General features: G+C 77.8%; 12 protein-coding genes and 1 riboswitch. Of the genes, 4 read left to right on the forward strand and 8 right to left on the reverse strand.

Translation table 11 applies throughout. From position 1 onward, the window contains the following. Positions 1-50: 50 nt before the first annotated feature. From ACFSJS_RS01435 to ACFSJS_RS01465, 7 genes are read right to left on the reverse strand one after another with little or no spacing between them, the layout of a single operon-like run. Positions 51-590, reverse strand: a complete 540-nt coding sequence (locus ACFSJS_RS01435; RefSeq protein WP_380895777.1) for a hypothetical protein — start codon at positions 588-590, stop codon at positions 51-53. Then, positions 587-1,309: a hypothetical protein gene (locus tag ACFSJS_RS01440; protein WP_380895779.1), complete on the reverse strand. Its 723-nt coding sequence runs from the start codon at positions 1,307-1,309 to the stop codon at positions 587-589. The genes ACFSJS_RS01435 and ACFSJS_RS01440 overlap by 4 nt, the downstream gene beginning before the upstream one ends. A 36-nt stretch (positions 1,310-1,345) precedes the next feature. Continuing rightward, positions 1,346-2,242, reverse strand: a complete 897-nt coding sequence (locus tag ACFSJS_RS01445; protein WP_380895781.1) for an ECF transporter S component — start codon at positions 2,240-2,242, stop codon at positions 1,346-1,348. Next, on the reverse strand, positions 2,239-3,918 hold the full coding sequence (locus tag ACFSJS_RS01450; protein WP_380895783.1) for an ABC transporter ATP-binding protein: 1,680 nt from the start codon (positions 3,916-3,918) through the stop codon (positions 2,239-2,241). The genes ACFSJS_RS01445 and ACFSJS_RS01450 overlap by 4 nt, the downstream gene beginning before the upstream one ends. After that, positions 3,915-5,126: a CbiQ family ECF transporter T component gene (locus ACFSJS_RS01455; protein WP_380895785.1), complete on the reverse strand. Its 1,212-nt coding sequence runs from the start codon at positions 5,124-5,126 to the stop codon at positions 3,915-3,917. The genes ACFSJS_RS01450 and ACFSJS_RS01455 overlap by 4 nt, the downstream gene beginning before the upstream one ends. Then, the gene (locus ACFSJS_RS01460) at positions 5,123-5,848 is read right to left on the reverse strand and encodes an SCO2322 family protein (protein WP_380895787.1); all 726 of its coding nucleotides are present in this window, start codon (positions 5,846-5,848) and stop codon (positions 5,123-5,125) included. Before ACFSJS_RS01460 ends, ACFSJS_RS01455 begins: the two co-directional genes overlap by 4 nt. Continuing rightward, a complete protein-coding gene (locus tag ACFSJS_RS01465) occupies positions 5,845-7,158 on the reverse strand; it encodes a prenyltransferase/squalene oxidase repeat-containing protein (RefSeq protein WP_380895789.1) in 1,314 nt (437 codons plus the stop codon). Before ACFSJS_RS01465 ends, ACFSJS_RS01460 begins: the two co-directional genes overlap by 4 nt. 170 nt (positions 7,159-7,328) lie before the next feature. Next, positions 7,329-7,409: riboswitch (cobalamin riboswitch) on the reverse strand. 500 nt (positions 7,410-7,909) lie between these two features. Between ACFSJS_RS01465 and ACFSJS_RS01470 the strand changes: the two genes are divergently transcribed. Continuing rightward, entirely contained in the window at positions 7,910-9,508 is a 1,599-nt protein-coding gene (locus tag ACFSJS_RS01470) for a peptidoglycan-binding protein (protein ID WP_380895791.1), read from the forward strand. A 144-nt stretch (positions 9,509-9,652) separates the two neighbouring features. Here the strand turns inward: ACFSJS_RS01470 and ACFSJS_RS01475 are convergent, their stop codons facing one another. Further along, the gene (locus ACFSJS_RS01475) at positions 9,653-10,294 is read right to left on the reverse strand and encodes a TetR family transcriptional regulator (RefSeq protein ID WP_380895793.1); all 642 of its coding nucleotides are present in this window, start codon (positions 10,292-10,294) and stop codon (positions 9,653-9,655) included. A gap of 318 nt (positions 10,295-10,612) precedes the next feature. Here ACFSJS_RS01475 and ACFSJS_RS01480 point away from each other — a divergent pair, with 318 nt between their 5' ends. The 3 genes from ACFSJS_RS01480 (at position 10,613) to ACFSJS_RS01490 (ending at position 13,890) form a co-directional block, all read left to right on the forward strand. Further along, positions 10,613-11,956: a glycosyltransferase family 4 protein gene (locus ACFSJS_RS01480; protein ID WP_380895795.1), complete on the forward strand. Its 1,344-nt coding sequence runs from the start codon at positions 10,613-10,615 to the stop codon at positions 11,954-11,956. A 99-nt stretch (positions 11,957-12,055) separates the two neighbouring features. Then, entirely contained in the window at positions 12,056-12,826 is a 771-nt protein-coding gene (locus ACFSJS_RS01485) for a class I SAM-dependent methyltransferase (RefSeq protein WP_380895797.1), read from the forward strand. Continuing rightward, a complete protein-coding gene (locus ACFSJS_RS01490; RefSeq protein ID WP_380895799.1) occupies positions 12,823-13,890 on the forward strand; it encodes a prenyltransferase/squalene oxidase repeat-containing protein in 1,068 nt (355 codons plus the stop codon). The genes ACFSJS_RS01485 and ACFSJS_RS01490 overlap by 4 nt, the downstream gene beginning before the upstream one ends. Positions 13,891-13,963: the final 73 nt, after the last annotated feature.

Genomic DNA, 13,963 nt, shown 5'->3' on the forward strand with positions numbered 1-13,963 from the left:
ACGGCGGAGGGCCGGTTCCGCACGGTGCGGAACCGGCCCTCCGCCGTGTCTCACAGCCGCAGCAGCCGCTCCGCGGCGTCCCGGTAGTGCCGCAGGGCGTTGCGCAGCTCCTCCGTCTCCGCGGTGCCCTCCCGGCCGTCCGGGCCGTGCCAGGACCCGCGCAGTCCGCGGTGGCGCTCGGCGAGGACCGCGCCGATGCGGCGGGTGACGTCCTCGAAGAGGGCGTCCGCCTCCTCGACGGAGTGCCGGGGGCTGTCGACGAACCCCTTCACCGCCTGGTGCATGCGCCGGGCGAACTCCTCGCGCTCGGCGGCCGGCAGCAGCGTGTCGGACGGGCCGGGCGCCGCGGACGGCGCGGAGGCGCCGTCCGCGTGGCGCGGGCCGTGCGTGCCGTGGGCGCCGCCCGGCGCCTCGGCCGGTTCCGGTGCGGTGACCGGCGCGGCTCCCGGTGCGGTGACCGGCACGTCCGCCGGGGCGGTGCCGTGCGCGTCGCCGTGCGCGCCGTTCGGCCCCCCGGGCGCCGGGGGGCGGGCGTGGTCACCGGTGGTGCCGGGGCCGTGTACCGGACCGGCGTGACGGGGGGTGCTCATGCGCTCCTCCTGTGGGCGTCGTGGCGGTGCGCCGTGCGGGCGGTGTGCAGCTTCCCGGCCGGCCCGCCGCGGTGCTGCGGTCCGCCGTGGCCGCCGAGGTCCCGGTCGCCGTCGCGGACGCCGTGCCCGCCGTCGCGGGGCCCGTCCGCAGGCCCGCCGGTGCGCTCGGCGGCGCGGTCGTCGGCGGACGGCGCGGTGAGGTCCTCGTACAGGGCGCGGGCGTGCACCAGTGCCTCGCGCAGCCGCTCGGTGTCGGCCTGGCCCTCGCGTGCCAGGACGGCCACCGCGTGCACCTCGCGGAGCCCCTGCACGCGCCGCGGGTGGTGGACGGAGAGGGCGGAGACCCGCTCGTCGAACCCCCCGCCGGGGAAACCGCGCGCCTCGGCCAGCCGGTCCAGCAGCCGGTCCGCCTCGGCGACCGCCTCGACGGGCGAGTCGACGAACCGCTCCTGCACGGCGGCCCACTGGGCGGAGTACCGTTCGCGCTCCTCCGGCGCCAGCGGCCGCTGCCGGACGTCGCCGTAGCGCCGGAGCCGCTCCCTCAGCTCCCTCTCGGCGGCCTTCGCGTCGCCGCCGTGCTGGGCGACGGTCCGCTCGTACTCGGGGCCGAACCGGCGCTTCACCGACGGCCGGCCGCCCAGCCTGCCGCTGAGCAGCAGGACCAGTGCGAGGACGGCTGCCGCCGCCACGATCAGAGTGATGATCAAGCCTGTGGACATGGCTCGCCTTCCACGAGTGTCCCCTTGCTCGGGCTGTCATCCGTCCGGATTGCCGCCTTTGGTGCCCGCAAACGGAGGAGCGGTGAACGCGACCGGGGCGTCGAACGCCGCCAGCCGCGTCGCCCGGCGCAGCGCACGCAGCACCGCGCCGCCCAGGGTGAGGGTGAGCACCACGGTCAGCAGCGCACGCGGCAGGTCCCACCCCAGCGACGTGGCCAGGACGTAGGCGGCGAACTTGGCGAGCTTCACCTCCAGCGGGTCCGCGGGGACATGGGAGATCCCCGTCGCCATGCCCGCGATGTACGGCCAGCCCTGAAGGTTCATCACCACGCCGTACAGCACCGCCGCCACCGCCCCGTACGCGGCGAGCACCGCCACCTCCCACCGCCCGCGCAGGCGGTGGGGGCCGGGCAGCAGGCCAGCGCCCATCGCCACCCAGCCCATCGCCAGCATCTGGAACGGCATCCACGGCCCGACGCCGCCGGTCAGCAGGGCGGAGGCGAACATCGACAGCGCACCCAGGACGAAGCCGAACCCCGGCCCCAGCACCCGCCCGGAGAGCACCATCAGGAAGAACATCGGCTCCAGCCCCGCCGTGCCCGCCCCCAGCGGGCGCAGCGCGGCGCCCGCGGCGGCCAGCACGCCCAGCATCGCCACCGCCTTGGCGCCCAGGCCGGTGTCGGCGACGGCCGCCACCGCCACGGCCAGCAGCAGGGGCAGCAGCAGCGCGAACAGCCAGGGCGCGTCCCCCGAGTGGGCCGGCCCGGAGGCGGGGTCGGCCAGCAGCGGCCAACCGAAGGCGGCGACCCCGACGGCCGAGACCAGGACCAGGGCCGCGACGGAGCGCGGGCCCAGCCGTACGGGCCGCACGGGCCGCACGGGCCGCGCCGGGGCGGGGCCGCCGGTCCCGGGCGCGGCGCCGGTGCCGCTCACGCGCCACCCCCCGGCTCCCCCGCCTCCGCCAGGGCCGCCCGCACCTGGCCGACGGTGAGCCACGGCTGCGGGGCGAGGACCTTGGCGATTTGCGGGGCGAAGGCGGGGGAGGAGGTGACGACCTCGGCGGCCGGGCCGTCCGCCACCACCTCCCCGTCGGCCAGCACCACCACGCGGTCCGCGAGTTCGGCGGCCAGCTCCACGTCGTGGGTGGCCAGGACGATGGCGTGGCCGTCGGCGGCCAGGGAGCGCAGCACGCCGGTCAGCCGCTCCTTGGCCGCGTAGTCCAGGCCGCGGGTCGGCTCGTCCAGGAGCAGCAGCGGCGGGGCGGCGGTGAGGACGACGGCCAGGGCCAGGGCCAGGCGCTGCCCCTCGGACAGGTCGCGCGGGTGCGTGCCGTCGGGCACGTCCGGCAGCAGCGAGGAGACCAGGGCGCGGCAGGTGCCGGGCGCGGCGCCCGCGTCCCGGTCGGCGGCGGCGCACTCGGCGGCGACGGTGTCCGCGTACAGCAGGTCGCGGGGGTCCTGGGGGACGAGGCCGACGTGGCGCAGCAGTTCGGCGGGGCGGGTGCGGTGCGGGACGACGGCGGTCCCCGGCGCCGGGCCGGCCGCGCCGCCGCGCAGGACCACCCGGCCGCGCACCGGTTCGTGCAGCCCCACCAGGGTGTTCAGCAGGGTGGACTTGCCGGCCCCGTTGCGGCCCATCAGCGCCACCGCCTCGCCCGGGCGGACCGTCAGGTCCACGCCTTCCAGGGCCGGGATCCGTCCGCGGCGGACGACCAGCGAGGAGACCTCGGCCAGCGGTTCCGCACCGGACGCGGCCGGCGGGCCGTCCGGTGCCGCCGCGGGTCCCGGGGCCAGACCCGCCAGCCGCTCCCGCAGCCCGGCGGCCCGGCGGCGCGCGTCGCGCACCGACAGCGGCGGCGGCGACCAGCCCGCCAGCCGCCCCAGGGAGACCACCGGTGGACGGACGGGCGAGAGCTCCAGCACCGCGGCCGGGTCGCCCGGCACGGGCGGGGCGCCCGGCGCGGGCAGCAGCACCACCCGGTCCGCGTACTGCACCACGCGCTCCAGCCGGTGCTCGGCCAGCAGCACGGTGGTGCCCAGGTCGTGGACCAGCCGCTGGAGCACCGCGAGCACCTCCTCGGCCGCGGCCGGGTCCAGGGCGGAGGTCGGCTCGTCCAGCACCAGCACCTTCGGGTGGGTGGTGAGCACCGAGCCGATGGCCACCCGCTGCATCTGCCCGCCCGAGAGGGTGGCGATGGGGCGTCCGCGCAGCTCGGCCAGGCCCAGCAGGTCCAAGGTCTCCTCGACGCGGCGCCGCATGGTGTCGGCGGGCAGGCCGAGGCACTCCATGCCGTAGGCGAGTTCGTCCTCGACGGTGTCGGTGACGAAGTGCGCGAGCGGGTCCTGGCCCACCGTGCCCACCACGTCGGCCAGCTCGCGCGGCCTGTGCTCGCGGGTGTCGCGGCCGTCGACCGTGACCCGGCCGTGCAGGGTGCCGCCGGTGAAGTGCGGCACGAGACCGGAGACGGCCCCCAGCAGGGTGGACTTGCCGGTGCCGGACGGACCGACGACCAGCACCAGTTCGCCCTCGTCGACGGTGAGGTTCACGCCGTGCAGGGCGGGCGCGGCGGCGTCCTCGTAGGTGACGGAGACCTGGTCGAAGCGGATCATGTGCGGGTCGTCTCCTTCGCCGGCGGGGTTCTCCCGGACCGCGGGCCGGCCCCGGCGCCCGCCTCCGCGCCGGTCCCGGCGGGGGCCGGCACGGGGGCGACGACGGCCGGGAGCAGGCCGATCAGGACGGCCGCCGCGGGCCACAGCGGCAGTTCGGGCGCGGTCAGCGGGACCACGGACGGGTGCAGCGCCTCGGGGGCGGTCGCCGCGGCCCGGACCACGGCCGCGGCGACGGCCGCGCCGGAGGCGGTCACCAGCCAGGCCCGCGCCCCCCAGCGGTCGGGCCGGTAGCGGCTGCGCACCGAGCGGCGGCCGCCCAGCCACAGCCCGCCGAGGGCGGCGGCCAGCCCCAGCAGGAGCACCGGCAGCCCGTAGGCGGCGCCCTCGGCGGCCATCAGCCCGTACGTGCCGGCGCACACGCCCAGCAGGCCGCCCAGGGTGAGGGCGGCGGTGGTGCGGCGCACCGCGGGCGGCACCTGCGCGGTACGGCCGTAGCCGCGGGCGTCCATGGAGGCGGCCAGCGCCACCGAGCGCTCCAGCGCGCCCTCCAGGACGGGCAGCCCGATCCGGAGCACCGCCCCGATCCCCCGGTCGCTGCGGCCGCGCAGCCGGCGGGCCGCGCGCAGCCGCCGCACGTCGGCGACGAGGTGGGGCGCGAACGTCATCGCCACGACCACCGCCACCCCGGCCTCGTACAGCGCGGCGGGCAGGGACTTCAGCAGCCGCACCGGGTTGGCCAGGGCGTTGGCCGCGCCGACGCACACCAGCATGGCGGCCAGCTTCATCCCCTCGTACAGGGCGAAGACCAGGCCCTCGGCCGTGACCCGGCCGCCGAGCCGCACGCCCTGCGCCCACGAGGGCAGCGGGACCTCGGGGAGGGTGAACAGCACCGTGGTGCCGGGGATCGGGGAGCCCAGCAGCGCCGCGAAGACCAGGCGGACGGCCAGCACCAGCAGGGCGATCCGCAGGAAGACGCCGTAGCTGCGCGCCCAGGGGGCGTCGGTGCGGCGGACCGCGACGACGTACCCGGTGACGGCGGCGAGCAGGGCGAGCAGCAGCGGGTTGGTGGTCCGCGAGGCGGCCGCGGCCAATCCGAGCGCCCACAGCCACCACGCGCCGGCGTGCAGGGCGCCCGCGCGGGTCGCCTGCGGGGCGCGGAGCGCGGCGGCCAGGGCGGAGGCGGCGGGGGCGGCCGGGCGCGGACTCATGACCGGCGGCGGGCCTGCCGGACGGCCGCGGCCCCCAGGACGGCGACGGCCCCGGCGCCCACGAGGAGCCCGACGGACGGGCCGCCGCCGGAGTCGGCGCCGGAGGCGTCCCCGGAGGGGCCGGCCGCGGTGCCGGCGGAGGGGGCGCCACCGGAGCGGCCGGAGCCGGAGACCTGCTCGCCGCAGCCGGTCCGCGGATAGCCCGCGATGGCGCACAGCAGCGCCCCGGAGCCGTACCGCAGCGGCTTCAGCCCGGCGGCCAGCGCCTCGGCGGCGGTCCCGTCCTCGGGGACGACCGCGCAGGCGGTGCGGCCCTCCGGCGGGGTCTCGCCGGAGGGCGCGTCGGCGGCCTCGCCGAAGTCGACGCTGAGGGCGATCCGCTTGGCGCCCGGCTCCGCCCCGGTGCCGCCGCAGATCGCCTCGAAGGACGCCTCGCCGCGGGGCTGGTCGGCCTCGGCGGAGTCCTCGCTCACCGCGAACCGGAAGCCCAGCACGTCGCCGTCCCCGGGGCGCAGCGTGCCCGGCCCCTGGGTGGCGTACGTCCAGGCGCCGCCCTCGCGCTCCCAGAAGGACCAGTAGCGGTACCCCTGGGCGTGCGCGGGCGCCGCGCCCGCCACCGCGAGCGCGGCGGCCAGGGCGGCGGCCGGCAGGGCCCGCGCCGCCCGCGCCGCGGCGCGGGCGGCGGGGCGGGCAGGGGTTCGCGGGGCGTGCGGAGCCCTCACTTGGCTCCTCCCCCGCCCCGGCCGCTGAGCAGGAAGCCGATGCCCGCGCCGACCGCCAGGCCCACGCCGACCAGGAGCCACGGCGACAGCGAGTCGTCCTCGTCGTCCCCGCCGCTCCCGTCACCGCCGTCGCCGCTGCCGCCGTCGGCGCCCTTGCCGTCGCCGGGGGCGGAGGCCGGGGCCGGGCCGGTGGCGTTCAGCAGCTCCACCAGGTCGGCGCCGCCGAAGTCGGACGGGTCGCCGCCCGCGGCACGGGCGGCCAGGACGAGCTGGCCCAGGGCGGCCGGGCTGTTCTCGAACGCCTCCCACTTCGGGGCGTTCTTCTCCAGCCAGGTCAGGGAGGCGCGGGCCGCGTCGCGGTGGCCCGCGGCCGACAGGGCGATCACGGCGTCGGCGGTGTTGCCGTAGTCGGGCTGCTCCTCGGCGCCGGGCATGGCGGACCGCAGGTGCCCGCCGCCGGCTTCGAGCCTCTCCGCCAGGTACGCGGCGCCGCCCCGGGCGGCCTCGGCCGGGGTCGGGGCCTTCCCGTCCCCGCCGTCCGCGCAGGAGGGGGCGGGGTCCTGCGCGCCCTCGCCGTCCTGCGCGCCCTCGCCGGGCTCGACGAGCATGTCCTCGCCCAGGGCGGCCGTGACGGCGGCGGCCGTGGCGTCGTCGTTGGCGGCGAGGCGGCCCTCGTCGTCGGGCTGGTAGGCGAAGGCCCCGCGCTCGGCCTCCGGCGCGTCGCAGCCGAGCCGGAAGCCCAGCAGGGAGTCGTACGGGGTCTTCCCGCCCTTGCCGGAGCGGACCTCGGCCGGGTCCTCGCCGGCTGCCACCAGGGCGCCGATGACGACGGAGACGGAGTTGGCGTCGCTGGGGCCGCCCGGGCCGAAGCCCCAGCCGCCGTCGTCGTTCTGGACCAGCCTCAGCCACTCCACGGCCCGCTCCACCCGCTCGTCGTGGCCGCCGAGGGCGGCCAGCGCCTGGACGGCGAGGGCGGTGGCGTTGACGTCGGCCGCCGTCTTCGCCGTGCACGGCTCGGTGGGGTCGGGGCGGTAGGAGGCGAAGGAGCCGTCCTCGCACTGCTGCCCGGCCAGCCACTCCACGGCCTTCCCGGCGGGCTCCACCCCGACCGCGTCCTGGGCCAGCAGGGCCGTCGACTGGCGCCACACGGCGTCGTACTGCGGGTCGCCCTTCCCGTACAGCGCGGACGGCAGGTCCTGCTGCGCCGGGGCCTGCGCGGACGGTGACCCGTCGGCGACGGCGGACGGGGCCGCGGCCGCGCAGAGCGCGGTGGCCGCGGCCAGGGCCGCGGCGGTGCGGCGCAGGGACATGGCGGTGCCCTTTCTCGTGGGTCTCGGGGCGCGGCCGGGCACGGACGGCCGGCCGCGCTCACCGCGCGGGGCACACCGGGCTCGGCTCCGCGTTCCTCGACGGTGCCGGTGCCGGCGCCGCACCTCCGCCGGAGCGGGGCTGCGGTCGCCGGGAGCCTTGGTGCCCGGGCGGGTGCTCCGGCTCCGCGGGAGGACGGGCGTCCGCCGCGCTCACGGTTGCGGGTCAGCACCGGATTCGCACCGGTTTCCCCCGCTCGGGCACAGGACGTTTCGGGCTCACTCTAACGGGCCGCGGGCGGGGCGCCGCGGCCGGTGGGAGGGGGAGTGCACCGGCCGCGCGGGCCGGCCGCCCGCGCGCCGCGCGGCGAGGGGGGCGGCCGGGGGCCGCCGCCGCTCCCGCCTCCGGCGGGTTCCTCCAGAGGTCCACACCAAAGAACTGCCGCTGCCGTCCGTGCAGTTGGTTGACGCGCGTAGCGCCGGACGCCACCCTCGTGGGGGGCCGAGATCCCCCGGCGCGTGGACGGTCGCGCCGGGGGAGGCGCCGTCGCGGACCGCGGCGGGTCCGGCGGCGGTGGTGCGCCCGCCGCCGGACCTCCCGGACGGCCGGCCCTTCTCCCGGGGACGCGAGGGGAGCCGGGGGAGACGGAGCGTCATTGACGTGTACATGACTTCACGATAGGAAGTCCCCGTCCATCGGCGTGAGCGAGCAGCGCATGCTCACCCCCCACGCGCATGCTGACCGGGAGGAAGAATGCCCCGACGTCCCTCGGGCCGGAGGCGGATGCCGTCGGCCGTCCTCGGCGGCCTGGCCGCGGCCGCCCTGCTCGTCACCGCCCACCCCGCCGCCGGCGCGGTCCCCGCCGAGACGGAGGCGCGCACACCGGTGAACCGGGCCTTCGAACGGGCCGCCGAGGAGTTCCAGGTCCCCCGCGACCTCCTCGCCGCCGTCGGCTACGGGGAGACCCACCTCGACGGCCACGGCGGCAGACCCAGCCACGCGGGCGGCTACGGCGTGATGCACCTGGTCGACAACCCCGTGCGGGACACCCTGGGCCGGGCCGCCGAGCTGACCGGCGAGCCGGAGGCCGCCCTGAGGCGGGACACCGCCGCCAACATCCTCGGCGGCGCCGCCGTCCTGCGCTCCCACGCCGACGAGCTGGGCCTGGACGCGGCCGAACGCCGCGACCCGGACGCCTGGTACCCGGCGGTGGCCCGCTACAGCGGCGCCGCGGACGACCGCACGGCACGGCTGTACGCCGACACCGTCTACGACTTCCTCGCCGAGGGGTTCAGCGCGCTGACCCCCGCCGGCGAACGCGTCACCGTGGACGCCAGGGACGTCGACCCCGACCGCGGCCGCTACGCGAAGGCCGCCCCGCCGGGCGGGTCCGCGCCGGCCGGCGCCTCCGGGGCGGGCACGCTGAGCACCGACTACCCGCCCGCGCGGTGGGCGGCGGCCCACTCGAGCAACTACACACCCGGCCGCAGCGCGCCGATCACCCACGTGGTCGTCCACGTCACCCAGGGCTCCTACGCCGGGTCGATCAGCTGGTTCCAGAACCCCGACTCCGACGTCAGCGCCCACTACGTGATCCGCTCCCGCGACGGCGAGGTCACGCAGACCGTCCGCGACCGGGACACCGCCTGGCACGCCCGCTCGGGCAACGCCTACTCCATCGGCATCGAGCACGAGGGCTACGTCGACGACCCCTCCTGGTTCACCGACGCCATGTACCGCTCCTCGGCCGCGCTCACCCGCCACCTGTGCGACCGCCACGGCATCCCGAAGGACCGCGCCCACATCGTCGGGCACCACGAGGTGCCGGGCAACGACCACACCGACCCCGGGCCCAACTGGGACTGGACCTACTACATGCAGCTGGTCCGCGACGGCAGCGCCACCGCTCCCGTCCAGCTGAACCACGCCTCCTACGCCACCTTGCGCAGCGGCTCCACCGGGGAGCAGGTCAGGGCCGCCCAGCACCTGCTGAACCAGAACGGCTTCGACGCCGGTGAGGTGGACGGCAGGTTCGGCCCCGCCACCGAGGGCGCCGTCCGGGCCTTCCAGAGCAGCCGGGGGCTGGGCGCCGACGGCGTCGTCGGCGCCCGCACCTGGACGGCCCTGCTGTCGGCGGGCACCGAGCCGGTGCTGCGGAGGGGCGCCTCGGGGGCCGACGTGCAGCGGCTCCAGCGCGCGCTGACCGCCGCGCTCGGCCGGACCGTGGACACCGACGGAGTCTTCGGCCCCGGCACCGAGACCGCCGTCCGCGACTACCAGAGCAGCCGCGGCCTGGCCGTTGACGGCGTCGTCGGCGCCGGCACCTGGGGGGCCCTCCAGGCCGGCAGGTGACGGACGCCGGGGGCCCCGGTGCCCCCGCGCGGGGGTCCTCCGGCCCCCGGCCCTTACCGGCGGCCCGCGCCACCGCACGCCCGCGGTGGCGCGGGCCGCCGCGGGCGTGCCGGGAAGGGCCGGGGCGCGCCCGCGGCGTCCCGGTCACCGGCGGGCGTCCCCGGGCAGGACCGCGGAGACCAGCCCGCACACGGTCCTGATGTCGGCGTCCACCTGGTCGGCCGAGGAGCGCCCGGAGACCCAGGCGATCAGCGCCGAGTGCCAGGTGTGCCCGATCACGCGCACCACCGAGAGCAGTTCGGGCGTCGGCGGCTCCCGCCGGCCCGTGGCCTCCAGGACGATCGCCGCGGTGAGCCGGGAGACCGCGTCCACCTCGGCCCCCGCGGAGCGGTCGGCGAAGGTGAACGCGCGCAGCATGGCGTCCGCCAGCTCCGGCTCCCGCCGGAGCGAGCCGAAGGCGCGCAGCAGCGTCTCCGCCACCCGGGCGGCCGGCTCGGCCTCCCGCGGCGGGTGGCTGCGGAGCGTCCCGCGCAGCCGCTCCAGCCGGTCGTGCAGGGCGGCGACCAGCAGGTGGACCTTGGAGGGGAAGTAGCGGTAGAGCGTCCCCAGCGCCACCTGCGAGGACTCGGCCACCTCGCGCATCTGCACCGCGTCGAAGCCGCCGCGCCGGGCCAGTTCGGCGCCGGCCGCCAGGATGCGGCGGCGGCGTGCCTCCTGACGCTCGGTGAGCGGCGCGGCGGAGGCGGCCGGCGCGGGCCGGCGGGGGGACCTGGGCTGTTCCGTCATCGCTCCTGCCATCCGTTCCGGCCCCGCCGGCGCCCGCCCTCCGGCCGGCACCCCCGCGCCGCCTCCGGCGGGGCGGGGTGCGGAAGCCGCGTCACCGCAGGAGGGGGCCGTGGCGTGAATCACCCGGACCGGCTCGCTCCGGATCGTGTACCGGCCGGTAATCTTGCGGTTCCGGGCCACCGGGGCCCTTCGGGCCGGGCGCGGCCGGGGGGCCGGACGAGCGTGCCCGGGCCTCGGTGAAACTTGTTCCAGATTAATGCGAGCGGTTACGCTCCGGCGGGAGTTCCGCCGCGAGGACCTGCCAGAAGGGGGCCGTGAGTGACGGCAGAGGCCACCCGGGACGCCGTGCCCGGACCCCTGGCGAGCGCGGCCGCCGACGGCGACCGGCCGCTGCGGATCGCACTGCTCAGCTACAAGGGGAACCCCTTCTGCGGCGGGCAGGGCGTCTACGTCCGTCACCTCTCCCGCGAACTGGCCCGCCTCGGCCACCGCGTCGAGGTGATCGGGGCCCAGCCCTACCCCGTCCTGGACGAGGTCGAGGGCGTCACCCTCACCCGGCTCCCCAGCCTCGACCTCTACCGCCAGCCCGACCCCTTCCGCACGCCGGACCGCGGGGAGTACCGCGACTGGATCGACGTGCTGGAGGTGGCCACCATGTGGACCGGCGGCTTCCCCGAGCCGCTGACGTTCTCGCTGCGCGCCCGCCGCCACCTGGCCGCCCGGCGCGGGCAGTTCGACGTCGTCCACGACAACCAGACCCTCGGCTACGGGCTGCTGGGCCTGGAGCGGCTCGGCTTCCCCCTGGTCACCACCGTCCACCACCCCATCACCGTGGACCGCCGGCTGGACCTGGCCGCCGCCGAGGGCTGGAAGCGCCGGGCCTCGGTGCGCCGCTGGTACGGCTTCACCCGGATGCAGAAGCGCGTCGCCCGGCGGCTGCCCACCGTGCTGACCGTCTCCGGCTCCTCCCGCCGGGAGATCACCGAGGACCTCGGGGTGCGCCCCGAACGGATCCACGTCGTGCCCATCGGCGCCGACACCCGGCTGTTCTCGCCCGACCCGTCCGTGCCCGAGGTGCCCGGCCGCATCGTCACCACCTCCAGCGCCGACGTCCCCCTCAAGGGACTGGTCCACCTCGTCGAGGCGCTGGCCAAGGTCCGCACCGAGCACCACGACGCGCACCTGGTGGTCGTCGGCAAGCGCCCCGCCGAGGGGCCCGTCGCCGACGCGGTGGAGCGCTACGGCCTCGGCGGCGCCGTCGAGTTCGTCAAGGGCATCAGCGACCGCGACCTGGCCGACCTGGTGCGCGGCGCGCAGGTCGCCTGCGTCCCCTCCCTCTACGAGGGCTTCTCCCTCCCGGCCGCCGAGGCCATGGCCACCGGCACCCCGCTGGTCGCCACCACCGGCGGCGCGATCCCCGAGGTCGCCGGGCCGGACGGCGAGACCTGCCTGGCGGTGCCCCCCGGGGACGCCGGCGCGCTCGCCGCGGCGCTGGGGCGCCTGCTGGGCGACGCGGAGCTGCGGGCCCGGCTGGGCGCGGCCGGACGGGAGCGGGTGCTGCGCCGCTTCACCTGGGAGCAGGCCGCCCGGGGCACGGTGGAGCACTACCGGGCGGCCCTCGGCGCCCGCCCCGCGGGCGCCGCCGCGCCGGCCCGCCCCTAGACCGCCCGGACGCGGCCCCCGCCCGGGCCGGCCCGCCGCCCGCACCGCCACCCGCCCCCAGGACCGTCGGACCGTCACCGAGGAAGGCAGACCCGCCAAGTGCTGACCGTGGACTTCTCCCGTTTCCCGCTCGCCCCCGGCGACCGGGTCCTGGACCTGGGGTGCGGCGCGGGCCGCCACGCCTTCGAGTGCTACCGGCGCGGTGCCCGCGTCGTCGCCCTCGACCGCAACGGCGAGGAGATCCGCGAGGTCGCCAGGTGGTTCGCGGCGATGAGGGAGGCCGGCGAGGCCCCGGCGGGCGCCGAGGCCACCGCCCTGCAAGGCGACGCCCTCGCCCTGCCCTTCCCCGACGACAGCTTCGACGTCGTGATCGTCTCCGAGGTGATGGAGCACATCCCCGACGACAAGGGCGTCCTGGCCGAGATGGTCCGCGTGCTGCGCCCCGGCGGCCGGATCGCGGTCACCGTGCCGCGCTACGGGCCGGAGAAGGTCTGCTGGGCGCTCTCCGACGCCTACCACGAGGTCGAGGGCGGGCACATCCGCATCTACCGCGCCGACGAGCTGCTGGCGAAGCTGCGCGAGGCGGGCCTGCGCCCGTACGGCACGCACCACGCGCACGCGCTGCACTCCCCGTACTGGTGGCTCAAGTGCGCCTTCGGGGTGAACCGGGACGGGGACGAGGCCGCGCTGCCCGTCCGCGCCTACCACAGGCTGCTGGTCTGGGACATCATGAAGAAGCCGCTGGCCACCCGGCTCGCCGAGAACCTCCTCAACCCCGTGCTGGGCAAGAGCTTCGTGGCCTACGCCACCAAGCCCCACCTCCCCTCCGGCGCGGACGCCGCCGCGGCGGCGGGCGAGGAGCGGGCGTGACGAGTCCGGGCCGCACCGAACGGCTCGTCCTGCCCGGCGTCCTCACCGCCGAACAGGCCGAGCGGACCGTGGCGGGCATCGCCGCCCTCCAGCGCGAGGACGGCGCCATCCCCTGGTTCCGCGGCCACCACCTCGACCCCTGGGACCACGTCGAGGCCGCCATGGCCCTGGACGCGGCCGGCGAGCACGCGCGGGCCGAGGCCGCCTACCGGTGGCTGGCCGAGCACCAGAACGCCGACGGCTCCTGGTACGCCGCCTACGCCGACGGGGACGCCGAACGCCCCACCGACCTGGGCAAGGAGAGCAACTTCTGCGCCTACGTCGCCGTCGGGGTGTGGCACCACTACCTCGCCACCGGCGACGACACCTTCGCGGACCGCATGTGGCCGGTGGTCGTCGCGGCCGTCGAGTTCGCCCTCGGGCTCCAGCAGCCCGGCGGCCAGATCGGCTGGAAGCGGGAGGCCGACGGCACCCCCGTCGCCGACGCCCTGCTGACCGGCTGCTCCTCCGTCCACCAGGCGCTGCGCTGCGCGCTGGCGCTGGCCGAGCACCGCGAGGAGCCGCAGCCCGAGTGGGAGCTGGCCCTGGGCCGGCTCGGCCACGCGATCCGGCGCCATCCCGAGCGCTTCCTGGACAAGGCGCGCTACTCCATGGACTGGTACTACCCCGTCCTGGGCGGCGCGGTGACCGGACCGGCGGCCAAGGAGCGCATCGAGGAGGGCTGGGACCGCTTCGTCGTGCCCGGCCTGGGCGTGCGCTGCGTCCTGCCCAACCCGTGGGTGACCGGCGGGGAGAGCGCCGAACTCGCCCTGGCCCTGTGGGTGATGGGGGAGTCGGACCGGGCGCTGGAGATCCTGCGCTGGATGCAGCACCTGCGGGACGCGGACGGCCTGTACTGGACCGGGTACGTCTTCGAGGACGACGCCTTCTGGCCGCAGGAGCTGACCTCCTGGACGGCCGGGTCGCTGCTGCTGGCGGTGGCGGCGCTGGGCGGTGACGAGGCGACGGTGGCGGTGTTCGGCGGCGAGGGACTGCCGTCGGGCCTGGAGCCGGACTGCTGCTGACCCGGTCCGGGCGGGGCGCCGGCGCGCACGGCGGGGCCCGCGGGGAACGGCGGAAGGGCCCCCGTCCGCTGCC

It is taken from the genome of Streptomyces desertarenae (assembly GCF_042681365.1).
In the GTDB taxonomy this organism is placed as follows: domain Bacteria; phylum Actinomycetota; class Actinomycetes; order Streptomycetales; family Streptomycetaceae; genus Streptomyces; species Streptomyces desertarenae.

Coding starts and splice junctions, on each gene's coding strand:
- ACFSJS_RS01435 (WP_380895777.1), bottom strand. CDS start 590: ATGAGCACCCCCCGTCACGCCGGTCCGGTACACGGCCCCGGCACCACC.
- ACFSJS_RS01440 (WP_380895779.1), bottom strand. CDS start 1,309: ATGTCCACAGGCTTGATCATCACTCTGATCGTGGCGGCGGCAGCCGTC.
- ACFSJS_RS01450 (WP_380895783.1), bottom strand. CDS start 3,918: ATGATCCGCTTCGACCAGGTCTCCGTCACCTACGAGGACGCCGCCGCG.
- ACFSJS_RS01455 (WP_380895785.1), bottom strand. CDS start 5,126: ATGAGTCCGCGCCCGGCCGCCCCCGCCGCCTCCGCCCTGGCCGCCGCG.
- ACFSJS_RS01465 (WP_380895789.1), bottom strand. CDS start 7,158: ATGTCCCTGCGCCGCACCGCCGCGGCCCTGGCCGCGGCCACCGCGCTC.
- ACFSJS_RS01470 (WP_380895791.1), top strand. CDS start 7,910: ATGCCCCGACGTCCCTCGGGCCGGAGGCGGATGCCGTCGGCCGTCCTC.
- ACFSJS_RS01475 (WP_380895793.1), bottom strand. CDS start 10,294: ATGACGGAACAGCCCAGGTCCCCCCGCCGGCCCGCGCCGGCCGCCTCC.